Consider the following 23,229-nt stretch of genomic DNA (forward strand, 5'->3'; position numbering starts at 1 on the left):
CTCAGTCGCCCGGAGCGTCCGGAGCGTCCGGGGCGGCCGGGGCGGCCACCGCGAGGACGGCGACCCCCTCCGCCTCGAAGGCTGTGACCACGTCGTCGGCGACGTCGTCGGTGGTCACGAGGTGGGTGAGGTCGGCCGGGGTGCCGAAGCGGAACGTCGAGGTGCGCGCGAGCTTGTCGGCGGTGGTGACGAGCACCCTCTGGGCGGCGGCCGCGAGGCACGCGCGCTTGACCTGCGCGTCCTCGTAGGTCGTCGAGGTCAGCCCGAAGCCGGGCTGGGCCGAGCAGGCACCGAGGACGGCGAGGTCGGCGTGGGTGTCCTGCACCGCGCGCACGGCGTCGTGGCCGGTGAAGGCGAGGGTGTCGTTCTCGACGAGCCCCCCGGGCACCACGACGCGCACGCCCGGACGTGTCGCCAGCGCCGCGGCGGCGTGCAGCGAGAGCGCGAGGACCGTGAGCGGGCGACCGACGAGCTGGCGGGCGACGGCATAACAGGTCGTGCCGTTGTCGAGCACGAGCGACTGCCCGTCCTCGACGAGACCGACGACGGCGCTCGCGAGGGCGTCCTTGCGGGCGCGGTCGGACTCGAAGCGGACCGAGAACGGCATCGCCGAGCCGCGCAGCTCCGCCCGGGTCGCCCCGCCGCGCACGCGGCGCACCATGCCGAGCTCGGCGAGCTCGGCCAGGTCGCGGCGCACCGTGATCGGTGCGGCTCCGGTGAGCTGGCAGAGCCCCTCGACCGTCACGGTGGCCCCGGTGGCGACCGCCCGGATGATCATGCGGTGCCGAAGTGATCGTTGCACGTGATCATCAGACCACCTACGGTCCCGGCGTGCCCGTCCCCTACCCTGCTCGCGCGCGCCTCGGCGTCTCGCTGATGTTCTTCACCAACGGGGTGCTGTTCAGCGCGCTCCTGCCGCGCTACCCCGAGTTCAAGGCGGCGTTCGGGCTCTCCAACTCGGAGTTCGGGCTGCTCGTGGTGGCCTTCCCGGCCGGGGCGCTGCTCGCGGCGGCGTACGCCGGTCGGCTGATCCGCCGCTTCGGCACCCTGCCCACCAACGCCGCGGGGTCGCTGACGCTGGCCGCCGCGATGGCCGTCGCGGGTGCGAGCGGCCGGGTGTGGCTCTTCGCGCTCGCCCTGCTGGTCGCTGGGGCGGTGGACTCTGTCGTCGACGCCGCGCAGAACGTCCAGGGCGTGCTCGTCGAGCAGTGGCGCGGGCGCTCGGTCATCAACTCGCTGCACGCCGTCTGGTCGGCCGGCGCGGCCACCGGCGGCGCGATCGGGGCCGGGGCCGCGGCCCTCGACGTGGGCCCGGCGGTGCAGATGCTGGTCAACGGGCTGGTCTGGGGCGTGGTGGCGCTGGTCGCGTGCCGACTGGCGGCGGTGCCGGCCGACGTCGCCGTCCAGGACGAGGCGGACGCCGTCGACGCCCCCGTCGGCGCCCGGACCGCGCGCCGGGCCTGGCTGCTGCTCGCCCCCCTCGTGGCGCTCGCCATCTGCGGCACCCTCGTCGAGGACGTCGCCAACAACTGGGCCGTGCTCTACCTCGGCACCGTGGTTGACGCGCCCGTCGCGATCGCCGGGCTCGGCGTCAGCGCCGTGCTCGTCGCCCAGTTCGTCGGCCGCCTCACCGGCGACCCGCTGACCGACCGGTGGGGACGCGACCGGGTCGCCCGGGCCGGCGGCCTGCTCATCGCCGCCGGCGCCCTGGTCGTCGTGGGGGCACCCGTGTGGCCGGTCGCCCTGGCCGGGTTCGCCCTCACGGGGCTGGGCTGCGCCACCCTCGTCCCTGCGGCGTTCGCCGCCGCGGGGAGGGTGCCGGGCCTGCCCGAGGGCACCGGCATCGCGATGCTCGGCTGGCTGATGCGACTCGGGTTCCTCGTGACCTCACCCGCCATCGGTGGGCTGTCCGACCTCACCAGCCTGCGCTGGGCCATGCTCGTACCGGTCGCGGCCGGGCTGGTCGCCGCGACGCTCGCCCACCGTGAGCACGTGCGCGAGTCGACCGGGCAGTGAGGCGCGGCCGTCACCCCGGTGGTCGAGGAGGCCGGCTACGGCCGTCCCGAAACCACACGACCCCCGACAGAGGTTTCGAGACAGGCCTTCGTCCTTCCTCGACCACCGAGTGCGGAACGTCGCCGTTCTCATCCTCCGCCGAGGCAGCGGAACGGCGTCACTCAGTCCCGGTCCGCCGACTCTCCCAGCACCTCCTGGGCGATGCGGAACGCCGTGTTGGCGTCGGGGACGCCACAGTAGACCGCGCTCTGGAGCAGCGTCTCCTGGATCTCGGCCACGCTCACCCCGTTGCGCAGCGCTGCGCGCAGGTGCATCCGCAGCTCCTCGTGGTGACCGCGGGCGACCAGCGCTGTGATGGTGATGAGCGAGCGGGTGCGGCGGTCGAGGCCGGGGCGGGTCCAGATGCCACCCCACGCGTACTCGGTGATGAAGCGCTGGAAGTCCTCGGTCAGCGCGTCTGCGCTCGCGGTCGCCCGGTCGACGTGCTCGTCGCCGAGCACCTCGCGGCGCACCGCCATGCCGTCGTCGTAGCCGCTCAACGTGCCTCCTCGTCGGTGGGTCCTCGGTCCAGCTCGCGCACCAGCTCGCGCACCAGCTCGGCGACCTGCTCCGGCGCCTCCGCCGGCGCCTGGTGACCGACGTCGTCGAGGACGACGAGCCGGCCGTGCCGCACCCCGTCGGCGATCTCGCGCAGCGAGTCCGGCGGGCACACCGCGTCGTGGGCGCCGGCGACCGCGACCACGGGTGCGGTGATCTCGCCGAGGCGCTCGCGCGCGTCGAAGCGGGCCAGGGCGTGGCAGACGGCGACGTAGCCGTCGTCGTCGGCGTCGCGCAGCGCGTGGAGCAGGGCCGAGGCCCGGTCCGGATGCCGCTCGAGGAAGCCGGGCGCGAACCAGCGCTGCGCCGTCGCTCCCACGAGCGAGGCGGTGCCGGAGGCGCGCACCTGGGCGACGCGGTCGGTCCAGGTGTCGGCCCCGCCGATGCGGGCGCCGGTGCAGCAGAGCACGGCCCCCAGCACCCGGTCGGGTGCGTCGATCAGGAGCTGCAGGCCCACCTGCCCGCCGACGGAGTCACCGGCGTAGACGAAGGGCCCCTCGACCGCGTCGAGCACCCGTGCCGCGAGGTCGACGACGAGCAGGTCGTCGGGCGCGGCGGTGGTGTCGCCGCCGTGCCCCGGCAGCTCCCACGCCACGACGTCGAGCTCGCCGGCGAGCAGCGTCGCGACGGGGCCCCAGCAGGCCGCGGCCGAGGTGCCGAGCGAGGGGCCGAGCACGAGCGTGGTCACCGCGCCGCCTCCCCCGGGTGCACCCGCAACCCCTCGAGGAGGTCGGCGGTCTGGGCCGCCGCCACCACCGCTCGTCGGGCGAGCAGTCGCAGGGTGTCCCACTCGGCGTGCCAGGCGCCGTCGGCCCGCTCCTCGACCTGGTCGGCCGCGCCCAGGTGCAGGGTCGCCCCGAGCTGCGGTGCGGTCAGCGCCGCGCGACGCACCAGGACGGCGAGCACCGGGTTGTGCTTGTGGGGCATCGACGACGAGCCGCCCCCGCGCCCCTCCGACAGCTCGCCGAGCCGGGAGCCCTCCAGGACGTCGCGGGCGACGTGGCCGCACGCGTCGACCGCGGCCACCAGTGTGTCGCCGATCCGGGTCACCGGACGGCGGTGCGTGTGCCACGCCGGCACGTCGTCGAGGCCGAGCCGCTCGGCGAGCCGTGCGTCGCGCAGGGTCCCCACGGGTCCGCCGCACTGCGCGGGCCAGCGCAGTGCGGACAGCTCCTCGCCGGCCTCGGACAGCCCCCGCTGCCACCCGGCCAGCCGGTGGCCGACGGTCACCGGCAGCGCCGGCTGGGTCAGCGTGCGCCCGTCCAGCACGACGTCGCCGTGTCGGCTGACGAGGTCGTCGACCGCGGCGACCGCACGAGCGAGGTGCCGGCGTACGACGGCCGCGGCGTCGCGCATCATCAGCACGACCGCGGTGTCGACGACGTCCTGGCTCGTGAGGCCGGTGTGCAGCTCGAGGTGCGGGTGCGCGGCGCGCAGGAGCGGGAGCAGCGCGATGAGCGGGTTGCCGCCGGCCTCCGGGTCGACGTCGCCACCGAGGGCGGCGACCTCCGGGACGGTCAGCTCCACCCCGACCCACGCCGACTCGACGGCCACCATCGCCGCGACGAACGCGCGGTCGCTGCAGACCTCCCCCGCGCGGTGGTCGCCGGGCCAGAACAGGTCGCTCACCGGCTCACCCGGCCTCACCCGGGTAGGTCAGGAACACGGTCTCGTGGGGCCCCTGCAGGTGCACGTCGAAGCGGAGCCCGTGCGCGTCCTCTGTGGTCATCAGCGTGGCGCGGCGCTCCGCCGGCAGCGCGTCGAGGAGTGCGTCGCTGCTCCCGGGCAGGTAGGCCCGGGTGGCGAGGCGGTGGAGCAGGCCGCGGGCGAAGACCGCGACCGCGAAGAACGGCGTGCCGGGCACGAGCGTCGAGAAGCCGTAGCGGCCCTCGGCGTCGGTCGCGCAGCGCCCGAAGCCGGTGAAGGAGCGCCCGTCTCGGCGCAGCGAGCCGGCCAGGCGCGGCACCTCGCCCGCGGCGTCGCTCTGCCACACCTCCACCAGCGCGTCCGGCACCGGGGTGCCCTCACCGTCGCGCACGGTGCCGTGCAGCCAGGTCGCGCCCGGGCTGCCCGGCGGCACCAGCAGGTGGTCGCCGTCGTAGGGCAGGGCGTAGTGGAAGAAGGGGCCGGCCGTCTGACCGGGAGTGCTGGTCGGAGTGCTGGTCGGGGTGCTGGTCACGCGTCCTCCTCGGGCTCCAGCGGGGTGCGGTGGGCGCCGGTGAGCACGATGTCCCAGCGGTACCCCGTGGCCCACTCGTGCTGGGTCACGTCGTGGTCGTAGGCCGCGACCAGGCGCGCCCGCGCCGCCGGGTCGACGACTGCCTGGCAGATCGGGTCGAGGGCCGTGAGCGGGTCGCCCGGGAAGTACATCTGCGTGACGAGCCGCTGGGTGAACTGCGTGCCGAAGACCGAGAAGTGGATGTGCCCGGGCCGCCAGGCGTTGTGGTGGTTGCGCCACGGGTAGGGACCCGGCCGGATCGTGGTGAAGCGGTAGGTGCCGTCGTCGTCGGTGAGGCAGCGCCCCATCCCGGTGAAGTGCGGGTCGAGCGGCGCCGGGTGCTGGTCGCGCTGGTGGACGTAGCGACCACCCGCATTGGCCTGCCAGATCTCGACGAGCTGACGGCGCACCGGTCGCCCGTCGCCGTCGACGACACGGCCGGTCACGACCATCCGCTCGCCCTGCGGCTCGCCGCCGCGCTGGATGGTCAGGTCGGCCTCCAGCGGGTCGACGTCGCGCGCGCCGAAGACCGGCGACCACAGCTCGATGCCCTCGGGGTCGACCTGGTGCGGGTCCTTGGTGGGGTGGCGCAGCCGGCTGGAGCGGTACGGCGGGTAGTCGCGTCGCACGCCGGCCTCCGACGCGCCCGTGGCGTCGAGGGTCGCGGCGTAGGACGACGAGATCGCGGCCATCTCGGCGTCCAGCGCCGCCTGCGGCTCGAGGCCGGTGGTCGGGTGCGGCGGGGTCGGCGGGGTCGGCTGGGTCATGGGGTCGGCCATCCGGTGTAGCCCTCCGCGAGGTAGGTGGAGCCGGCCTCGGAGGAGACCAGGCTGGTGAGCTCGCCGAGCTGGCGACGCTCGTCGAAGCCGTCCCGCCGCTCACCCTGGTGGAGCATCGTCGTCATCCAGTAGGAGAAGTGCTGGGCCTTCCAGACCCGGGCCAGCGCGCGGTCGGTGTAGGTGTCGAGCGCGGCGGAGCCGGCGCCACCGAGGGCGTCGACGAGCACCTCGGCGAGCACCCGGGTGTCAGCGAGGGCGAGGTTGAGCCCCTTCGCCCCGGTCGGCGGCACGGTGTGGGCGGCGTCGCCGGCGAGCAGCAGCCGGCCGCTGCGCATCGGCGCCTGCACGAAGCTGCGGAACGGCAGCACCGTGCGCTCGAGCACCGGGCCCTCGCGCAGCTCGAAGCCGTCGCCTCCCGCGACCCGCGCCTGGAGCTCGGTCCAGATCCGGTCGTCGGACCAGTCCGCGGGGTCCTCGTCCGGGTCGCACTCGAAGTACATCCGCTGCACGTCGTCGGTGCGCTGGCTGATCAGCGCGAAGCCGCGCTCGGAGCGGGCGTAGACGAGCTCCGGCGCACTGGGCGGCGCCTGGCAGAGGATGCCGAACCAGGCGAACGGGTAGGTGCGCGTCCAGCGCTCGCGGCCCTCGACGAGGTCGCGGCAGACGCTGCGCGAGCCGTCGGCGCCGACGACGAGGTCGGCGACCAGCTCGTGCTCGGCACCGTCCGCACCGGTGAAGGTGACCCGGGGACGATCGGTCCCGACGTCGTGGACGCGGACACCTGAGACCGCGTAGTGCAGGTCGCCGCCGTCGCGGGTCCGGGCGGCGTGCAGGTCGGCGAACACCTCGGTCTGCGGGTAGAGCCACACCGAGGCACCGACCAGCCGCTCGAAGTCGACGTGGTGGCTCCCACCGCCGAAGCGCAGGTAGATGCCACCGTGGCGGTCGCCCTCGGTCAGCACCCGCTCGGGTCCGCCCGCGTAGACGCCCGTGTCCGTCAGGAGGCGGACGCTGTCGCGCTCGAGGATGCCGGCGCGGTGGGTGGTCCGGATCTCCTCCACCTCGCGGTGGTCGACGACGACGGAGTCGATCCCGGCCCGCCCCAGCAGGTGCGACAGCATCAGGCCGGCCGGCCCACCGCCGACGATCGCGACCTGGCTGCGGTGAGGCGTCATGCAGCGCACGCTAGGCAGCGGCCCGGGTGGCCGTCGAGGCCACGATGTCACTCAGTGGAACATCCGCCGCGATCCGCGGTAGCGTGCCCGAGTGGCAGGGGGGTCGGACCCGGGGGCGTCGCTGGTGGACCGCACCGTGGCCGTCCTGCGCGCCTTCGACGACCGGCACCGCAGGCTGCGGCTCGCCGACGTCGCCGCCCGCAGCGGCCTCACCCCGCCGACCGCGCTGCGCATCGTGCGGCGCCTGGTCGCGGGCGGGCTGCTCGAACGACGCCCCGACGCGACGTACGTCGTGGGGCGGGGTCTGTGGGACCTCGGCCTCCTCGCACCGGTGCAGACGGGGCTGCGCGAGCTGGCCGCGCCGTACCTCCAGGACCTGCAGGCCGCCACCGGCGCGACCGTGCACCTGGCGCAGCGCGACGGCGACCGGGTGCTCTACCTCGACCGCCTCTCGGGACGGGCCTCCGTGCCGGTGGTGAGCCGGGTCGGCACGCGGCTGCCGCTGCACGCCACCGGGGTCGGCAAGGTGCTGCTCGCCCACGCGCCGGAGGAGGTGCTCGGCCGGGTGCTCGAGAGCGAGCTGCCCCGCGTGACGGCGTTCACCGTGACCGCGCCGCGCGTGCTGTCCGCCCAGCTCGCGCGGGTGCGTCGCGACGGGTGGGCGACCACCCAGGAGGAGATGACCCTGGGGGCGTGCTCGGTGGCGGTGCCGGTGCGCCGCCCCGACGCTCGCGTGGTCGCGGCGCTCGGGGCGGTCGTCGCCTCGCTGCGGCGCGACCGGCCGCGGCTCGTCGCGGCGCTCGAGGTGGCCGCCGCCGGCATCGAGCGCGAGCTGCGGCGCTGACCCGCCGCGACGCCTCGCCTCAGCGTCCGGCGAGCACGTCCTCGACCCAGTCGGCGACGAAGGCGTTGACGTGGGGCATGTGGTCGAGGCCGACGTGCTCGGTCGCGCCCTCGTCGGCAGTGAAGACCCGCAGCTCCCGGCGCGGGCTGTTGACCGCCTGCTCGTAGGAGCGGTGGGCGTACGCGACCGGGATCTGCCGGTCCCCCTCGCCGTGGGCGATGAGGAACGGCACGGTGATCTGCTCGACGACGCCGTCGAGGTTGACCCCCGCCGCGTGGTCGACGAACGCCTCGACGTCGTCGAAGCCCCACACCCACAGCACGTGCTCCCAGTAGTGCGGCACCGGGTTCTCACCCTCGCGCTGGAGCCGCCGGCGCTGCACCTCGCCCCAGTCGTGGTTGGCACCCCACACCGCGACGAAGGCCAGCCGCTTCTCGAACGCCGCGGCGCGGGGCGCGTAGTAGCCACCGAGGGACCAGGCGGCCAGACCGATCCGGTCGGGGTCGACGTCGCCGCGCGACTCGAGGTAGTCGACGCACGCCGTGGCCCAGCCCTCGGTCTCGATGCGGGCGGTGAGTCCCTGGAACCGCAGCGCCTCCCCCGAGCCCGGGCAGTCGACCATCAGCACCGAGACGCCGCGGGCGCGCATCTCCTGCGGCCAGCCCGAGGTGTACATGTGCTCCTTGGTCGAGTCGAGCCCGTTCCACATGACCACGCAGGGGGCCGGGGCTCCGTCGACGCTCGCGTCGGAGAAGTACGCCGGCAGCGTGGTGCCCTCGAACGGCACCTCGACCCGGCCGGTGGCGGGGTCGGCGAGCTCGAAGACCTTGGCGAAGGCGTCGAGGGCCTGCTGGTAGAACGCGCGGCGGCCCGGGTCGGTGTTGCTCAGCATCCGCTCGGCCTGGCACACGTAGAGCCCGGAGCGGTACCACTGCTGGCCGGCCGTGCGCAGGTGGCCGGCGGCCTCGGAGGCGCGGGCCTGGTCGGCGAGCTGGTCGGCCACCGCCTTCCACGACTCCATGAAGACCCGGCTGCCCGAGTCGACGTCGGGGGCGTCACGGGCCGGACGGCACGCCCGGTCCACCTCGTCGATCGCGCCGCCGTTGTTGAGGGTGGCGCAGACGCCGAGGTTCCAGACGTACTTGGGGCCGGTGAAGTACTCGAACACGACAGCGACTGTGCCGCCCGTCACCCGGGCGCGGAAGCGCACAGCCGTGATGGTGACCATCGGCGCCGGCGATGAGCCGCTGACCCGTCAGCCGTCGCGGCGCACGCTTGCCTCGAGCACCCCGAGCCGCTCGACCTCGAGCCGCACGACGTCGCCGGGCTCCAGCGGCGGCGGGCTCTGCTCCCCGCGCCGTCCCCAGAGCTCGGCGAGACACCCGCCGCCCCCGGTGGTGCCGGAGGCGAGCAGGTCGCCGGCGAGGACGACCGAGTCGCGCGAGGCGTAGGCGACCATCTCGGGGAAGCCGAAGTGCATGCGGCCGAGGCGGTCGTGGCCGACGAGCTCGCCGTTGACGAAGGCCCGGCACTCGAGGTCGAGCGTGTCGAGCTCGTCGGCGGTCGTGATCCAGGGGCCGAACGACGTCGCGAAGTCCTTGCCCTTCGCGGGCCCGAGCCCGACCTGCATCTCGCGCGACTGGATGTCGCGCGCCGACCAGTCGTTGAGCACGGTGTAGCCGAAGACCGCCCCCTCGGCCTCGTCGAGCGTGGCCGAGCGCAGCGTGCGGCCGACCACGCAGGCGACCTCCATCTCGAAGTCGAGCGCGCGGCAGCCGACCGGCCGCGGGACGGGCTCGCCCGGCCCGTAGAGCGCGTGCGGGTTGGTGAAGTAGAACTGCGGCGCGTCGTACCACGCCTCGGGCACGCCGACCGCGTGGTCGATCGAGCGGCGGACGCCCTCGACGTGGGACTCGAAGGTCACGAAGTCGCGCAGCGAGGGCGGCCGGTACGGCAGCCGAAGGTCGGCGGGTGTCCACGCCACCGTCGGGCCCGCGAGCGCCGTCGCGCCGATCTCGAGCGCCCGGTCGAGCCCACCCGCGACCAGGTCGGCCACGGGTTCGGGCAGCAGGTGCGCACCCCCGTCACCGAGCACCGCGGGGCCCTGGCGCAGGCTCGCGAACCTCACGCCGGCGGCCGGGTGTCGTCGGCTATCCGCTTGTGCGACACGTGCGCGGTGAGGCCGCCGTCGATGACCAGCTCCGCGCCGTTGAAGTACGCCGAGTCGTCGGAGCACAGGAACACCACGGCGGGTGCGATGTCGGCCGGGGTGCCGATCCGCCCGAGCGGGATCTCGGCGAGCGCAGCGTCGACGAACGCCGGTGAGGCCGACGCCATCAGCGGCGTGTCGACGAGCCCCGGCATGACGGCGTTGACGCGGATGCCGCGTGCTCCGAGCTCGAGCGACGCCGACCGGGTCAGACCGCGCAGCGCCCACTTCGAGGCGGTGTAGGCGGCGGCGGCGTGACCGCTGACGGCGGCGACGGAGCAGATGTTGACGATTGAGGAGCCCGGCGCCATCAGCGGCACGAGGGCCTGGATGCCCAGCATCGGTCCGGTGACGTTGACGTCGAAGGTGCGCCGCCAGGCGTCGAGGGTGACGTGCGGCAGCCGCTCGCGGGCGGCGACACCGGCGTTGTTGACCAGGGCGTCGACGCGGCCGTGCGTCTCGGCCAGCCAGGCGGCGAGCCCGGCCCAGCCGTCGGCGTCGGTCACGTCGAGGTGGCGCCGGACCAGCCGGCCGGCGTCCCACCCCTGGGCCTGCGGGTCCGCCGTCTCGAAGTCGAGGACGTCGGTCGCGACCACGGTGGCGCCCGCGCTCAGCAGCGCCGACGCCTCCGCGGCCCCCTGCCCCCGCGCGGCACCGGTGAGGACGACGACCTTGCCCTCCAGCCGCCCGTCTCCAGCAGTCACCGGCTCAGACCGGCGGAGCGACGAAGACGCCCTTGTCGGGGTCGTTGAACGAGTCGCGGGCGATGAGCTCCGACATCGGGTCCGCGGTGCCCCAGACGTCCTGGGTCATCGGGTCGGCGATGTCGTAGACCGACGGGTGCCACTGGTCGGTCTCGATCTTCTCGAGCTCGGTGGTGTACTCCATCGTGTTGCCGCTGGGGTCGAGGAAGTAGGAGAAGGTGTTGTTGCCGGCGTTGTGCCGGCCCGGCCCCCAGATCTTCTTGATCCCGGCCCGCACGACCCGGCCGGTGCCGCGCATGTACTCGTCGAGGCCGCGCATCTCGAAGGAGACGTGGTGCACCGAGGTGTGCGGACCGCGGGCGATGGCCAGGCTGTGGTGCCAGTCGTTGCACCGCATGAAGTGCATCATCTCGCCCATGTGCTCGCCCCAGAGCGTGTCGGAGAGCTTGAAGCCCAGCACGCGCGCGTAGAAGTCGCGGGTGCGGTTGGGGTCGTCGCTGTTCATCACCGCGTGCGAGATGCGCACCGGGATCGCCTCGCCCTCCTCGACGGCCCGGTGCTGCCGGGTCTCCACGTCCGAGGAGATCTCGATGGTGCGCCCGTCGATGTCGAAGAAGCGGAAGCCGTATCCGCCGCCCGCGGTCTGCAGGGCCGCGGGGTCGCTGATCAGCTGCACCCCCTGGCTGCCCAGTCGGGCGGCCAGCGCGTCGACGGACGCGGGGCTGTCGGCGCCGAAGGCGATGAGGTCGAGCCGCTTGTCGTCGCCGCCGCGCAGGCGGATGACGTACTGCTCGGGCGAGCCCTCGGCGGCGAGGTAGGACAGCCGACCGTCCGTGCCGACCTCGGTGAGGCCCCAGGTCTCGGTGTAGAAGCGGCGCTGCACGTCGTAGTCGGGCACCGCCAGGTCGACGTGGCGCAGGTGGGTGATGCCGTGCTCGTTCAGGTGGCTCATGGTCTCCGTCTCCGTCTCCATCTCGGTGCCTCGACGCTATGACCGGCGTCACCTGCGCGGAACCAGCCGCAGGTGATGCCAGGCATCAGGTCCGGGTCCGGTCCAGCAGCTCGATCAGGTTGCCCTCGGGATCGGCCACGAAGGCGACCCGGACGCCGGGCTCGGGCGAGGGGCGCGGCGACATCCGGTCGCTCGCGCCGGCGCCGAGCAGCGCGGCGTGCACCGCGTCGACGTCGGGCACGTCGAGCGCGAGGTGGCTGAAGCCGAGCGTGAGCGCGGCGTCGACGGGGCTGCTCGCCTGGATGCCCGCGACGGCGTCCGGGCGGTGGAGCAGCTCGATCCGGTAGACATCGGCAGGGTCGTCGGCCGAGGCGTCCGCCGAGTCGTCAGCGGAGCGCAACATCACCCCGGTCAGTCCGACCGCCTCGATCGCGAACTCGAACTCGACGACCAGGTCGAGGGCGGCGGCGTACCAGCGGGTCATGGCCGACAGGTCCGTGACGTTGAGGCCGATGTGGTCGAGCCTCACGCGACGACCACCGTGCGCACGTTGGTGAACTCGCGCACGCCCTCGGCCGACAGCTCGCGGCCGTAGCCGCTGCGTCCGGTCCCGCCGAACGGCAGCCGCGGATCGGAGGCGACCATCGCGTTGACGAAGAGCGCCCCCGAGCGGATCCGGCGACCCACCGCGAGCGCGTGCTCGGTGGCACCCCAGACCGAGGCGCCCAGCCCGAAGGTCGTGTCGTTGGCGAGCTCGACCGCGTGGTCGTCGTCGCGGGCGCGCACGACGGCCGCGACGGGGCCGAAGGTCTCCTCGACGAACGCCGTCATGCCGGGCTCGACCCCGTCGAGCACGGTGGGCTCGATCCACGCGCCGGCGGCCTCGATCGCCCGCCCGCCGGTCACGAGGCGCGCCCCCTGGGCGACGCTGCGCTCGACCTGGGCCACCAGCGCGTCGCGCAGGTCGACGCGGGCCATCGGACCGATCGTCGTGGCGGGGTCGGTCGGATCGCCGACCTGCAGCGCGGCCACCCCGGCGACGAACCGCTCGAGGAACTCCTCGGCGACATCGGTGTGCACGATGAAGCGCTTCGCGCACACGCAGCTCTGCCCGGCGTTGACGAAGCGGGCCTTCACGGCGGTCGCGGCGGCCTGGGCGACGTCCGCGTCGGCGAGGACGACGAACGGGTCGGAGCCGCCCAGCTCGAGCACCGACTTCTTGATCGCGGCGCCGGCCGCGGCCGCCACCGCGGCTCCGGCCCGCTCGCTGCCGGTCAGGGTCACGGCGGCGACCCGGTCGTCGGCGAGGATGCGGCGCGACACCTCCGCGACGTCGTCGGCGGCCACCACGATCGAGCGGAGCAGGCCGGGAGGCGCCCCGGCGTCCGCGACGAGCTGCTCGAGGGCCAGCGCCGAGCCGGTGACGTCGGGACTGTGCTTGAGCAGCGCGGCGTCGCCCGCCGCGAGGGCCGCGCAGGCGAACCGCAGCACCTGCCAGAACGGGTAGTTCCAGGGCATCACGGCGAAGACCACACCGAGCGGCTCGTAGCTCAGCCACGAGCGGCTGGCGGCCGAGTCCACCGGGTGGTCCGCGAGCCACGCGGGAGCCAGCTCGGCGACGACCTCGCAGTTGAGCGCGCACTTGTCGACCTCGGCGAGCGCCTCGGCGACCGGTTTGCCCATCTCCGCGGTGATCAGTGCCGCATAGCGCTCGCGGCGCTCGCGGAGCAGCCCGCCGATGCGGCCCACGAGCGCGAGCCGATCGGGCAGGGACGTGTCGCGCCAGGTGAGCGAGGCGGCGTACGTCGCGGCGAGGGCGGCCTCGACGCCGGCGGCGTCGTGGGCCGGGTAGTGCGCGAGCACCTCGCCGGTGGCCGGGTTGCGGGTGACGACATGGCTCACGCGGGCACCTCCAGGCGGGTCGAGCGGGCCGGGGCGACCGGGGCCACCGTGGCGCCGGTCGGCACCACCTCGTTGCGGATCGTGCCGAGCCGCTCGATGGTCATCTCGACGACGTCGCCCACCTGGAGCGGTCGCGGGCTCAGCGTGCCGCTGCGTCCCCACGCCTCGGCCAGCGACCCGCCCGAGCAGGTCCCCGAGGCGAGCACCTCCCCCGCCTTGACCCACGAGGCGCGCGAGGCGTGGGAGACGAGCTGCTCGAAGGACCAGCCCATGTGACCGGAGCGGTCCTGCCCGACCTCGACGCCGTTGACGCGCACGCTCATCGCGAGGTCGAGCACGCCGTCGGCGTCGCGGCAGCCGTCCAGCTCGTCGGCGGTCACGACCCACGGCCCGATGGTGGTCGCGAAGTCCTTGCCCTTGGAGGGCCCCAGCTTGAGCCGCATCTCCCGGCCCTGCACGTCGCGGGCCGACCAGTCGTTCATCACCACGTAGCCGCCGATCGCCGCGCGCGCCTCGGTCGGCGTCACGTTGCGCACGTCGCGGCAGACCACCGCGGCGAGCTCGAGCTCGAAGTCGAAGCGCTCGGTGTCCGGCGCCATCTCGACGGGGTCGAAGGGGCCGGTGACGGCGTGCGGGGCCATGAAGAGGAAGACGGGCGCGTCGTACCACTCCGGGGGCGGGCCGGGGTTGCCGTGACCGCGCTCCATCCCGTCGACGTGGGCCTCGAAGGTCAGGAAGTCGCGCATCGCCACGGGGTAGACCGGCGGCAGGAGCACGACCTCGGCCGGCGGCAGACCGTCCTCGCGGGCGGCGGCGTCGGCCAGCGCCTCGCGCTCGCCCGGCTCCGCGGCGAGCAGCTCGAGCAGGTCGACGCCGTCGGGGAAGGGGTGGACGAACCACGCCGCGCCGTCACCGAGCACGAGACCGGTGCGCCGGGTCCCCGCGGCCTCGTGCGGACGTCGGAAGGCGGCGAGTCTCACGGCTCAGCCGAGCGTCTCGTAGAACGCCCGGGCCCGGTCGGTGAGGACGGGGATCGCCTGCTCGAGGGCGTACTGGCGGAAGTGCTCGGACGCGCCGTGCGCGGCGTAGGCCGCCTCGTCGTCGTAGACCTCGAAGAGCCGGAAGACGCCGGGCTCGGCCGGGTCCTGGTAGGCCTGGTAGAAGCGGTTGCCCGGCTCCTCGCGGGACGCGGGGGTGAGCTTCTCGATCGCGTCGCGGACGACGTCCTCCTGACCCGGCTGGGCGGTCCAGGTGGCGCTGACGACGTAGGCCATGGCGTGGCTCCTCGTTCTCGTTCTCGATGGGGGTGCGGCGGCCTCACGCTAGGTCGGCGTCCGCGGCCCGGGAACCAGCGCGAGCCGATGCCTGGCATCACGCGCCTGGGGGTTCCCGGCCGGGGTCGACGGCGGTTTGCTGTGACCGACTGCACAGCCAGACCTGCAGCCAGACCCGGGCCAGACCCGCAGCACGGAGCACCGAGGAGCGACCCATGACCACGTCCCAGACCGCACCGGAGCCGACTCGAACCGGGGTCTCCCGGGTGCTCGTCGTCGGCGGCGGCATCACCGGAGGGGTGCTCGGCCTCGCCCTGGCCCAGCGCGGCGTCGAGGTCGTCCTCGTCGACCTGCGCAGCGAGCTCGGCGGGGTGGGTCACGGGATCACGCTGCAGGGCAACGCGCTCAAGGCGTTCCGCTCCGTCGGCATCTACGACCGGCTCGCCGAGCGCGGCTACGCCTTCGACCACGTGCGGCTGCGCACGGCGGACGGGCACCTCATCGCCGAGATCCCCACGCCGCCCATGGGTGGCCCGGACCTGCCCGGCACCATGGGTGCGGTCCGCGGCGACCTGGCCGACCTGCTCGCCGAGGAGGTCGTCGCCGCCGGGGTCGACGTGCGCCTGCGGACCACGGTCACCGAGATCGACGACCGGGGCGACCACGTCGTCGCCACCCTGTCGGACGGGACCACGGAGACGGTCGACCTGCTGGTCGGGGCCGACGGCATCCGCTCCTCGGTGCGCGCGATGATCGGCATCGACGTGCAACCCCGACCGGTCGGCATGGGCATCTGGCGCACCGTGGCCAAGCGCCCGCCGGAGGCGGACTGCTCAGAGCTCTACTACGGCGGCCCGAAGTACAAGGCCGGCTACACCCCGATCTCCGAGGACCTCTGCTACGCCTTCCTCATCGAGGAGAACCTCGAGCGCTCCGCCGTCGGTGAGGGCCCCCGCGGCGCCGAGCTGAAGCAGCGCGGCGCCGGCTACGGCGGCGCGTGGGGCGAGATGCGCGACAGCCTCGCCGACGACGCGCTGGTCAACTACCAGTGGATCGAGTCCGTGCAGGTCGACGAGGCGTGGTTCCGCGGGCGCACGATCGTGATCGGCGACGCCGCCCACGCCTGCCCGCCGCTGATCGCCCAGGGCGCCGCCATGTGCGCCGAGGACGCCGTCGTGCTCGCCGAGATGCTGACCGCCGGCGAGCCCGTCGAGGCCGTCCTGCCGGCGTACGTCGACCGGCGGCGTCCGCGCGTGGAGCTCGTGCTGGGCAACAGCCTCCAGCTCGCCGAGTGGGAGATGCACCCCGACACCCCCGGCGCCGACCCCGGCCGGATCATGGCCGAGACCCTGCACGCCCTGGTCGAGCCCGCCTGATGGACCTGGTCGAGCGCGGCAGCGAGGGGTTCGAGGACGCCCGCGTCGACCGCGTCTTCAACCGCCGGCTCACCGACCGGCAGCCGGCGGCCGTCGTACGGCCCACCTCGGAGGCCGAGGTGGTCGACGCCGTGCGGCTCGCCCGGGCCCGAGGCTGGCAGGTCGCGGTCCGCTCGGGCGGGCACTCGTGGGCCCAGTGGTCCGTGCGCGACGACGCCCTGGTCATCGATCTCGGCGGGCTCCATGAGCTCGCCTACGACGAGACGACGGGGATCGTGCGCGCCTCCCCCGCCACCCAGGGCGGCGCCGAGCTGGCGCCGTTCCTCGCCGAGCGCGGTCGGTTCTTCCCCGGCGGCCACTGCCCCACCGTGGGCATCGGCGGCTTCCTGCTCCAGGGCGGGCAGGGCTGGAACGCCCGCGGCTGGGGGTGGGCGGCCGAGCACGTCGAGGCGGTCGACGTCGTCACTGCCGAGGGCGAGCTGGTGCACGCCGACGCCGAGCACCACAGCGACCTGTTCTGGGCCGCGCGCGGGGCGGGCCCGGGCTTCCCGGGCGTCGTGACCCGCTTCCACCTGCGCACGATGCCCGCGCCGCGCCACCTGGCCCAGACCGTGCAGTGCTTCGGGCTGCGGGACTTCGACGAGGTGATGACCTGGCTGCACGACACCCACCAGGACGTCGCCGACACCGTCGAGATCGTCGCGCTGACCAAGACCGACGCGGCGATCTCCCCGGAGCCGGTGCTGCTGGTCACCGCCCTCGCGCTGGTCGACACCCCGGCCGAGGCCGACGACGCCCTGGCGCCGTTCCGGTCCAACCCGGCCCTCGACCGGGCGGTGTTCGTGATCGACGCGGAGCCGACCACCGCCGAGGAGCAGCGGTCGCGCCAGCTGCACGACAACCCCGAGGGCCACCGCTGGGTCGTCGACAACGCCTGGCTCTCCGGCTCCGCCGCCGACGTCGTGGCGGCCATACGACCGGCGTTCACGACGCTCCCCGGGCCGCAGGCGTTCACGATCTGGTTCTCGATGGCGCCGCTGCGCGCGCTGCCGGACATGGCCTTCTCGCTGCAGTCGGAGATCTACCTCGCCGCCTACGTCTGCTGGCCCGAGGCGGGCGGCGACGGCCACCACCGCCGCTGGCTCGACGACGTGATGGCGTCGCTGGAGCCGGTGACCCTCGGGCAGTACCTCGGCGACAGCGACCTGGCGCACCGCCAGGTCCGCTTCATGTCCGACGAGGCGTGGGCCCGCTTGCAGCGGGTCCGCGCCGCGCGGGACCCCGACGGCCTGTTCGTCGGCTACCTCGCCGGCCCCGACGGCGCCACGAACCGCAACCACTGGGACTGACCGGAGCGGTCACAGCGCGCGTGGACCGAGTCCACGCGCCCTACCCCGGGTAACGGCCGACGAGGAAGTCGCGCAGCGGGTCCGTGCTCGGCTCCAGACCGGCGTCGACGAGCCCCTTGCGGAGCGCGTGCATCTGCGCGTCGTGGATCCGCTGGGTGGGCTGGCGCAGCGGACCGCCGTTGTAGCCCTGGAGCCAGCCCTGGAACTTCCAGGCCTGACGGTTGATGAACGCTCCCCCGTGGAGCTGCGCGGCGAGCCCCTGCGTGACCTTGCGGGCCGGGTGCAGCTGCCAGTACGTCTGCGTCACCTCGTCGAAGCGTCCCTCCCGCAGCAGCCGCATGACCCGCGGGATCACCGGACCGATCGGGCACGAGATGACGGCCTCCTCACCGAAGTGGCGGTGGCACTCGACGATGCTCATGATGCTGGGGAAGCCGCCCTCGGCCCTGATCACCGCGATGTTCGGGCAGTCGTCGAGGAGGCGTCGGATCAGGCGCACCGGGAGGTCGGAGGGGTGGATGCGCGAGCCGAAGCCCCACAGGAACATCGGGAACAGGATGACCGCCAGGTCGGTCGCGTCGCACACCGCGCGGGTGTCGTCGTAGACCTCCTGCTGGGTCTCGGGGTAGAAGATGGCGGGCAGGACAGCAGCACCAGCTCGGCACCGGCGTCCTCGGCGCCGCGGACCGCCCCGAGGTTCTGCTCGAGGTCGCTCCAGCTCGCGTGGTGGACGATGACGAGGTCGTCGCCCGCCTCGTCGCGTGCGATGCGCATGAACTCGAGGTACTCCTCCAGGTCGATGGCGACCTCCGAGACCGTGAGCGTCCCGAGGAAGCCGTGCTCACGGGCCAGGCGGACGTCGTGGCGGATGGCGCGCTCGTTGAGCGTGCGCAGGTCGTTCGAGAACGACGGGATGGTGCAGTCGACGGCGCCGACGAGGCGCTCGCGCGCCCACTCTCGGGCCTCGCCACGGGTGTAGGCGGGCACGTCTGCTCTTCCTCTCGCGACGGTGGGACCGGGTGCGGTGCGCTCGCGTGGCCACGGGCCGCAGGCCGAGGTCGAGCTCGACCCCCAAGCAGGTCGTCGTGTACGAGTCCGTCGGCTCGGCCGTGCAGGTGCGCCCGGCGTGGCGGCCGGCGACCACGTCGGCCAGCGCCACGGTCCGCGCGCACGTCGACACCGGCGGCGCGGGCGACGAGCAGGTCGCCGGTCTCCTCCAGCACCTCCTCGACGACGTCGGCGACCAGCAGGCCGGCCCGCTCGAGCACCGTCACGTCGACCTCGCGCTGCTCGGGGAGGGTGGAGCCGACCGACACGACGGTGGCCCCGGGAGCGAGCCACGCCCCGAGCAGGGTCGGGCTCTCGTCGCGCGAGCGTGCTGCGCAGATGACGACGCTCGCCGCGGCGACGGCCGACTCGGCCGACTCCGCCGGCTCGACCTCCGCGACGTCGGCGAGCGCGTCGGCGTACGCCGCGCGGCTGGTGGCCCGGGGGCTGAAGACCCGCACCCGTCGCAGCGAGCGCACCACGGCGAGCGCGCGCAGGTGGTGGCGCGCCTCGAACCCCGAGCCGATCACCGCGACGTCGAGCGGTCCCCGGGCGGCGAGCCCGCCGACCGCCAGCGCCGAGGTGGCCGCCGTCCGGTAGCCGGTGACGGAGTGTCCGTCGAGGAGGGCGACCAGCGCTGCGCTGGTCGAACAGCGGCACCAGGTAGGACACGCGACCGTGGGACGATGACGCGGCGATCACCTCGAGCCCCATCAGGGGCGAGGCGCCGGGCACGCCGCTCAGGGTGCGCAGCCAGCCGTGGTCGCCCCGGGCCATCCGGCGGGCCGGGAAGCGCACGTCCTCGACCTCGGCGGCGTAGGCGGCCCGCAGGGCCGCGACGGCCGGCGCCAAGTCGAAGACCTCGCGGACCGCCCGGTCGTCGAGCACCAGCGTCGACGGCGTCTGCTCGTCCACCCGGACCTAGCCCCGGGAGCGCCGGCGCAGGCCGAGGTAGGTCGACAGCCCGACCGCCGCGAGCAGCGCCACGCCGTTGAAGACGTACTGCACGGCCGAGTCCACCCCCGACAGCGTCAGCCCGTTGACCGAGAACGACACGAACAGGACCCCGATCACGGTGCCGGCGACGTTGAAGAAGCCAGGCCGGATCGCCGTGGCCCCGAGGAAGACCGCCGCGAGGGCAGGGAACAGCAGCGACGTGCCCGAGTCCGAGGTCGCACTGCCCTGCACCGCGAGCCTGAGCAGCCCCGCCGCGCCGGCGATGGTGCCGGCGATGACGAAGCTCAGCATCACGTTGCGACGCACCGGCAGCCCGACCAGGCGGGCCGACTCCTGGTTGGCGCCGATGGCGTAGAGCGAACGCCCGAAGGGGGTGTGGGCGAGGAGGTACCACGCGACGACGGCGATGACGGCGACGATCGCCGTGACCTGCGGGAGCCCCGCGACCTTCGAGTAGCTGTAGTCGGTGAGGGTCGAGGAGATCCCGCGGAAGATCGTCTGGCCGCCGGTGTACCACTGGATGAGGCCGCCGAGCAGGGTCGCGACGCCCAGGGTCGTGACGAACGGGTCGAGCCGGAACCGGGTCACCATCACCCCGTTGAAGAGCCCGATCAGGGCACCGAGCGCGACCGAGGCCAGGGCGCAGACCACGAGTGGCGTGCCGTGGTCCGACATGAGCCCGGCCGAGAGGACCATCGACGACGCCGTGGTGGCACCGAGCGAGAAGTCGATGTGCCCGGTCACCAGCGGGAAGACCGCTGCGAGCGCGATGAGCGCCACCGCGGTCTGTCCCCGCAGGACGGAGTTGACGTTGTTGAGCGAGGAGAAGACCTCGCCGCTCGTCGGGATCACGGTGAACCCCACGCAGATCACGACCAGCAGCGCGAGGAGGGCGTAGCGCTCGGCGAGGCCGAGCGCCGACAGCGAGGACGGCCGCGTCCGCCCGGGGGCGGGGGGCGCGGCGGAGGCGGTCGGGGCCGTCGGGTCGGCACCGGCCGCCGCCTCCGCCGTCGGGAGCGGTCCGGTCGCGAGGCGCGGTTGCTCGGTCTGGTTCATCGGTCCTCCTCGCGCACGCTCGTCGCGCGCAGCAGCTTGCGGGTCAGGTCGTCGGGGTGCAGGGACTCGGCGGTCAGGTCCTCGTCCACGCGCCCCTCGCGAAGGATGAGGATCCGGTCGCACAGGGCCAGCAGCTCGCTGGCGTCGGACGAGGCGACGAGCACGGCGGAGCCGCGCCGCGCGGCCTCGCGCACGGTGCGGTAGATGTCGACGCGCGACATCACGTCGACGCCCTGGGTCGGTTCGTCCAGCAGCAGCAGGGTGGGGTCGCGCTGCAGCCACCGGGCCAGCACGACCTTCTGCTGGTTGCCGCCCGACATCGAGGTGAACCCCGCCTCGGGGCCGCCCACCTTGACCTTGAAGTCGGCGATGAGCCGCCGGGCCTCGGCGTACTCCGCCCGCCGGTCCATGCCGCGCCAGCCCCAGAAGCGGCGCAGGCGGGTGACGGAGAGGTTGTCGGCGACGCTGAGCGGGGCGAACGCCGCCTCGCGGCCGCGGTCCTCGGGCACCAGCGCCACCCCGCGGGCCATGGCGTCCGCCACCGAGGTCGGCGCGTAGGCCGAGCCGTCCAGGTGCGCGGTCCCGCTCGTGCTCGGGAGGTCGCCGAAGAGCATCCGCAGCAGCGAGCTGCGTCCAGAGCCGACCAGGCCGGCCACGCCCACGATCTCGCCGGCGTGGAGCGCCAGGTCGACACCGCGCAACGGCCCGCCCGCGAGCGCCTCGGTCCGCAGGCGCAGCGTCTCGGTCGCGCTGGACGAGTCGACCGGGCGCAGCGCCTCGACCGCTCGTCCGGCCATCAGCTCGACGAGCTCGTCCTCCGTGGGCGAGGCGTCGGTGAGGGTGGCGACGGTGCGGCCGTCGAGGAAGACGGTGAAGTCGTCGGCGACCGAGAGCACCTCGCTCATGCGGTGGCTGACCATCACCACCGTCTGCCCGGTGTCGGCGAGGCGCCGGACCCGGTCCAGCAGCTCGGCCGACTCGTGCTGGGCCAGGGAGGCCGTGGGCTCGTCGAGCACCAGGACCAGCCGCTCCCGGCTGTCGGGGCCGGCGTCCTGGAGGGCTCGCGCGATCGCGACCATGGTCCGCTCGGCGGGTCGCAGCTCGTCGATCGGCGTGCGCGGGTCGACGTCCAGCTCGTGCTCGTGCAGCAGCCGGCCCACCCGGCGGTGCAGCTCGCGCCACTGCACCCGGCTGCGGGCCTGCACCGGGTAGCCGGCGTCGAGCGCGACGTTCTCGGCGACCGAGAGCCCGGAGAACAACCCCAGGTCCTGGTGGACGAAGCGGAGCCCGGCGGCGCGGGCGTCCGCGGCCGAGAACGTCGCGAGGTCGTGCTCCCGACCGCCCACCGCGAGGCGGCCGGCGTCGGCCTGGTGGACCCCGGCCAGCACCTTGATCGTCGTGCTCTTGCCGGAGCCGTTGCCGCCCAGGAGGGCGTGCACGGTGCCGGGCCGGACGACGAGCGAGGCCCTGTCGAGCGCCGTGGTGGCGCCGAACCTCTTGGTGAGGCCGTGGATGGCCAGCGCCTCGTCACCGGCGACCGGTGCGGTGGGCAGGTCGGGAGCGAGCGTCATCTCAGCTGACGCCCCACAGCTTCAGGTACTCAGCCTTGAAGTCCACGTCACCGCCGACGTAGTCGCCCGAGGCCGGCATGTTGTGGTCGGCGTCGACGACCTGGAAGCCGTCGCCCTCGACCTGCGGCTCCTCGCCGTTCAGGACCCGGATGGCGGTGTCGACGGAGCCGTAGGAGCCCCACTCGGTGGCGTACCCGAGCGCGGCGTCGAGTCCCCCGTCGTCGCGGATGAGGTCCATCGCCGCGGCGTCACCGAACCCGGAGGCCACCACGAGGTCCTGGTCGCGACCCGAGGCCTTGACGGCCGCACCGAAGCCGGTCGGCATCCAGCCCCCGACGGGCACGTAGACCGCGTTGGCGTCCGGGTACTTCTGCAGGCCGGCCGCGAACTTGTCGACCGCCGCCGTGCCGGCGAAGTCGTCGTTGGAGATGTCGACGCTGCCGACGATCTCGCAGTCGCCACAGGTGGCGAGCTGGGTCTCGAAGCCCTCGCTCAGCCACGGTCCCCACAGCGGCGAGGTGAACTTGTACTCGATGACCTTGGCCTTGGCGTCGGTGCTGCCGATGAGGTAGTCCGCGACGGTCGCGCCGGCCTTCTTCCAGTACTCCTCGATCGTGGTGTCGGGCAGCTGGAGCCGCTCGGAGTCGAAGACCGACTCACCACCGGTCGCCGCGCAGTCCGCGCCGCCGGCACCGACGATGGCGACACCGGCCGCCTTGGCCTGCGTGAAGGGCTCCTGGATGCTGGCGCAGTCGATGCCGACCGGGAACACGACGTCGGCGCCCGCGGTCGTCGCCTGGTCGACGCAGGTCGCCCAACCGTCGGGGTTGAGCTGGCCGTCGCACACCTTCGCCGTCCAGCCGACCGCCTCGGCGGCCTCGACGATGCCGGCGGTCGGCGTCGCGCACGACGGCACCTGCTCGCCGCACGAGATGACCCAGGCGTTCACCCCGGACTTCGGCGTGGTCGCGACCGTGGGCGGCGTCCCCGTGTCGCCGGCGTACGCCGCCTCGAGGGCCTGCTTGGCCTCGTCGCTGGTCGCGGCGGCGGCACCGGTGTCGCCTGCTTCCGAGGACCCGCTGGAGCAGCCGGCCGCGAGCATCGTGCCGAGGACGACCCCGACGAGGGCCACCCCCCGCAGGGCCGGCATGGACGTGTGGCGCATCTGGAGCTCCTTCGTGTGTCGGCGGCTCGGCCGCCGGG

General features: G+C 74.1%; 24 protein-coding genes and 1 pseudogene. 4 read left to right on the top strand and 21 right to left on the bottom strand.

Annotation, left to right across the window (positions count from 1 at the left end; genetic code table 11):
- Window position 1: 1 nt before the first annotated feature.
- Window positions 2-778 (bottom strand): DeoR/GlpR family DNA-binding transcription regulator, encoded by a 777-nt coding sequence (locus GRQ65_RS01745; RefSeq protein ID WP_202387035.1) that lies wholly within the window; start codon window positions 776-778, stop codon window positions 2-4.
- A gap of 53 nt (window positions 779-831) precedes the next feature.
- On the opposite strand from GRQ65_RS01745, the gene GRQ65_RS23685 reads away from it, so the two are divergent.
- A complete protein-coding gene (locus GRQ65_RS23685) occupies window positions 832-2,016 on the top strand; it encodes an MFS transporter (RefSeq protein WP_202387036.1) in 1,185 nt (394 codons plus the stop codon).
- A gap of 161 nt (window positions 2,017-2,177) precedes the next feature.
- Here GRQ65_RS23685 and pcaC read toward each other — a convergent pair whose 3' ends face one another.
- From pcaC to GRQ65_RS01780, 6 genes are read right to left on the bottom strand one after another with little or no spacing between them, the layout of a single operon-like run.
- Entirely contained in the window at window positions 2,178-2,555 is a 378-nt protein-coding gene (gene pcaC, locus GRQ65_RS01755; protein WP_237447517.1) for a 4-carboxymuconolactone decarboxylase, read from the bottom strand.
- On the bottom strand, window positions 2,552-3,301 hold the full coding sequence (locus tag GRQ65_RS01760) for an alpha/beta fold hydrolase (protein WP_160874512.1): 750 nt from the start codon (window positions 3,299-3,301) through the stop codon (window positions 2,552-2,554). Before GRQ65_RS01760 ends, pcaC begins: the two co-directional genes overlap by 4 nt.
- Window positions 3,298-4,242, bottom strand: a complete 945-nt coding sequence (locus GRQ65_RS01765; RefSeq protein ID WP_160874514.1) for a lyase family protein — start codon at window positions 4,240-4,242, stop codon at window positions 3,298-3,300. The genes GRQ65_RS01760 and GRQ65_RS01765 overlap by 4 nt, the downstream gene beginning before the upstream one ends.
- A 4-nt stretch (window positions 4,243-4,246) precedes the next feature.
- The gene (pcaG, locus tag GRQ65_RS01770) at window positions 4,247-4,792 is read right to left on the bottom strand and encodes a protocatechuate 3,4-dioxygenase subunit alpha (protein WP_160874516.1); all 546 of its coding nucleotides are present in this window, start codon (window positions 4,790-4,792) and stop codon (window positions 4,247-4,249) included.
- Window positions 4,789-5,610, bottom strand: coding sequence for a protocatechuate 3,4-dioxygenase subunit beta (pcaH, locus tag GRQ65_RS01775; protein ID WP_237447518.1), 822 nt, complete (start codon window positions 5,608-5,610; stop codon window positions 4,789-4,791). The genes pcaG and pcaH overlap by 4 nt, the downstream gene beginning before the upstream one ends.
- On the bottom strand, window positions 5,595-6,785 hold the full coding sequence (locus GRQ65_RS01780) for a 4-hydroxybenzoate 3-monooxygenase (RefSeq protein ID WP_160874518.1): 1,191 nt from the start codon (window positions 6,783-6,785) through the stop codon (window positions 5,595-5,597). Before GRQ65_RS01780 ends, pcaH begins: the two co-directional genes overlap by 16 nt.
- A gap of 91 nt (window positions 6,786-6,876) precedes the next feature.
- On the opposite strand from GRQ65_RS01780, the gene GRQ65_RS01785 reads away from it, so the two are divergent.
- Window positions 6,877-7,629, top strand: coding sequence for an IclR family transcriptional regulator domain-containing protein (locus tag GRQ65_RS01785; RefSeq protein ID WP_160874520.1), 753 nt, complete (start codon window positions 6,877-6,879; stop codon window positions 7,627-7,629).
- A 19-nt stretch (window positions 7,630-7,648) separates the two neighbouring features.
- Here the strand turns inward: GRQ65_RS01785 and GRQ65_RS01790 are convergent, their stop codons facing one another.
- From GRQ65_RS01790 to GRQ65_RS01825, 8 genes are all read right to left on the bottom strand, one after another.
- Window positions 7,649-8,797, bottom strand: a complete 1,149-nt coding sequence (locus tag GRQ65_RS01790) for an alpha/beta fold hydrolase (protein ID WP_160874522.1) — start codon at window positions 8,795-8,797, stop codon at window positions 7,649-7,651.
- Between the two features lie 87 nt (window positions 8,798-8,884).
- Window positions 8,885-9,757: a fumarylacetoacetate hydrolase family protein gene (locus GRQ65_RS01795; protein ID WP_160874524.1), complete on the bottom strand. Its 873-nt coding sequence runs from the start codon at window positions 9,755-9,757 to the stop codon at window positions 8,885-8,887.
- Window positions 9,754-10,542 (bottom strand): SDR family oxidoreductase, encoded by a 789-nt coding sequence (locus tag GRQ65_RS01800; protein WP_160874526.1) that lies wholly within the window; start codon window positions 10,540-10,542, stop codon window positions 9,754-9,756. Before GRQ65_RS01800 ends, GRQ65_RS01795 begins: the two co-directional genes overlap by 4 nt.
- 4 nt (window positions 10,543-10,546) lie before the next feature.
- Window positions 10,547-11,494, bottom strand: coding sequence for a VOC family protein (locus tag GRQ65_RS01805; protein ID WP_160874528.1), 948 nt, complete (start codon window positions 11,492-11,494; stop codon window positions 10,547-10,549).
- Between the two features lie 85 nt (window positions 11,495-11,579).
- Window positions 11,580-12,023 (bottom strand): VOC family protein, encoded by a 444-nt coding sequence (locus tag GRQ65_RS01810; RefSeq protein WP_337191424.1) that lies wholly within the window; start codon window positions 12,021-12,023, stop codon window positions 11,580-11,582.
- The gene (locus GRQ65_RS01815; RefSeq protein WP_160874530.1) at window positions 12,020-13,396 is read right to left on the bottom strand and encodes an aldehyde dehydrogenase family protein; all 1,377 of its coding nucleotides are present in this window, start codon (window positions 13,394-13,396) and stop codon (window positions 12,020-12,022) included. Before GRQ65_RS01815 ends, GRQ65_RS01810 begins: the two co-directional genes overlap by 4 nt.
- Complete coding sequence (locus GRQ65_RS01820; protein ID WP_160874532.1) at window positions 13,393-14,376, bottom strand: fumarylacetoacetate hydrolase family protein; 984 nt, start codon at window positions 14,374-14,376, stop codon at window positions 13,393-13,395. Before GRQ65_RS01820 ends, GRQ65_RS01815 begins: the two co-directional genes overlap by 4 nt.
- Before the next feature lie 3 nt (window positions 14,377-14,379).
- On the bottom strand, window positions 14,380-14,670 hold the full coding sequence (locus GRQ65_RS01825; RefSeq protein WP_160874534.1) for a putative quinol monooxygenase: 291 nt from the start codon (window positions 14,668-14,670) through the stop codon (window positions 14,380-14,382).
- A gap of 215 nt (window positions 14,671-14,885) precedes the next feature.
- Between GRQ65_RS01825 and GRQ65_RS01830 the strand changes: the two genes are divergently transcribed.
- Together GRQ65_RS01830 and GRQ65_RS01835 are read left to right on the top strand one after the other, a co-directional pair.
- Complete coding sequence (locus GRQ65_RS01830) at window positions 14,886-16,046, top strand: FAD-dependent monooxygenase (RefSeq protein ID WP_160874536.1); 1,161 nt, start codon at window positions 14,886-14,888, stop codon at window positions 16,044-16,046.
- Window positions 16,046-17,395, top strand: coding sequence for an FAD-binding oxidoreductase (locus tag GRQ65_RS01835; protein WP_160874538.1), 1,350 nt, complete (start codon window positions 16,046-16,048; stop codon window positions 17,393-17,395). Before GRQ65_RS01830 ends, GRQ65_RS01835 begins: the two co-directional genes overlap by 1 nt.
- A 40-nt stretch (window positions 17,396-17,435) precedes the next feature.
- On the opposite strand, the gene GRQ65_RS22380 is transcribed toward GRQ65_RS01835, so the two are convergent.
- From GRQ65_RS22380 to GRQ65_RS01855, 6 genes and pseudogenes are all read right to left on the bottom strand, one after another.
- A complete protein-coding gene (locus GRQ65_RS22380) occupies window positions 17,436-17,942 on the bottom strand; it encodes a hypothetical protein (RefSeq protein WP_237447519.1) in 507 nt (168 codons plus the stop codon).
- Window positions 17,885-18,382, bottom strand: coding sequence for a hypothetical protein (locus GRQ65_RS22385; protein ID WP_237447520.1), 498 nt, complete (start codon window positions 18,380-18,382; stop codon window positions 17,885-17,887). The genes GRQ65_RS22380 and GRQ65_RS22385 overlap by 58 nt, the downstream gene beginning before the upstream one ends.
- 263 nt (window positions 18,383-18,645) lie before the next feature.
- A pseudogene (locus tag GRQ65_RS24255) lies at window positions 18,646-19,077 on the bottom strand (hypothetical protein); the annotation flags it as partial.
- A gap of 286 nt (window positions 19,078-19,363) precedes the next feature.
- The gene (locus GRQ65_RS01845; RefSeq protein ID WP_160874540.1) at window positions 19,364-20,455 is read right to left on the bottom strand and encodes an ABC transporter permease; all 1,092 of its coding nucleotides are present in this window, start codon (window positions 20,453-20,455) and stop codon (window positions 19,364-19,366) included.
- A complete protein-coding gene (locus GRQ65_RS01850) occupies window positions 20,452-22,026 on the bottom strand; it encodes a sugar ABC transporter ATP-binding protein (RefSeq protein WP_160874542.1) in 1,575 nt (524 codons plus the stop codon). Before GRQ65_RS01850 ends, GRQ65_RS01845 begins: the two co-directional genes overlap by 4 nt.
- A 1-nt stretch (window position 22,027) precedes the next feature.
- A complete protein-coding gene (locus GRQ65_RS01855; RefSeq protein ID WP_160874544.1) occupies window positions 22,028-23,191 on the bottom strand; it encodes a sugar ABC transporter substrate-binding protein in 1,164 nt (387 codons plus the stop codon).
- Window positions 23,192-23,229: the final 38 nt, after the last annotated feature.

It is taken from the genome of Nocardioides flavescens, from assembly GCF_009823805.1.
GTDB lineage: Bacteria > Actinomycetota > Actinomycetes > Propionibacteriales > Nocardioidaceae > Nocardioides > Nocardioides flavescens.

What these genes read in the sequence shown, in the direction of transcription:
- GRQ65_RS01835 (WP_160874538.1), top strand. Translation starts at nt 16,046, where the DNA reads ATGGACCTGGTCGAGCGCGGCAGCGAGGGGTTCGAGGACGCCCGCGTC.
- GRQ65_RS01780 (WP_160874518.1), bottom strand. Translation starts at nt 6,785, where the DNA reads ATGACGCCTCACCGCAGCCAGGTCGCGATCGTCGGCGGTGGGCCGGCC.
- GRQ65_RS01830 (WP_160874536.1), top strand. Translation starts at nt 14,886, where the DNA reads ATGACCACGTCCCAGACCGCACCGGAGCCGACTCGAACCGGGGTCTCC.
- GRQ65_RS01745 (WP_202387035.1), bottom strand. Translation starts at nt 778, where the DNA reads ATGATCATCCGGGCGGTCGCCACCGGGGCCACCGTGACGGTCGAGGGG.
- GRQ65_RS01850 (WP_160874542.1), bottom strand. Translation starts at nt 22,026, where the DNA reads ATGACGCTCGCTCCCGACCTGCCCACCGCACCGGTCGCCGGTGACGAG.
- GRQ65_RS22380 (WP_237447519.1), bottom strand. Translation starts at nt 17,942, where the DNA reads ATGTTCCTGTGGGGCTTCGGCTCGCGCATCCACCCCTCCGACCTCCCG.
- pcaH (WP_237447518.1), bottom strand. Translation starts at nt 5,610, where the DNA reads ATGGCCGACCCCATGACCCAGCCGACCCCGCCGACCCCGCCGCACCCG.
- GRQ65_RS01805 (WP_160874528.1), bottom strand. Translation starts at nt 11,494, where the DNA reads ATGAGCCACCTGAACGAGCACGGCATCACCCACCTGCGCCACGTCGAC.
- GRQ65_RS01845 (WP_160874540.1), bottom strand. Translation starts at nt 20,455, where the DNA reads ATGAACCAGACCGAGCAACCGCGCCTCGCGACCGGACCGCTCCCGACG.
- GRQ65_RS01825 (WP_160874534.1), bottom strand. Translation starts at nt 14,670, where the DNA reads ATGGCCTACGTCGTCAGCGCCACCTGGACCGCCCAGCCGGGTCAGGAG.
- GRQ65_RS01855 (WP_160874544.1), bottom strand. Translation starts at nt 23,191, where the DNA reads ATGCGCCACACGTCCATGCCGGCCCTGCGGGGGGTGGCCCTCGTCGGG.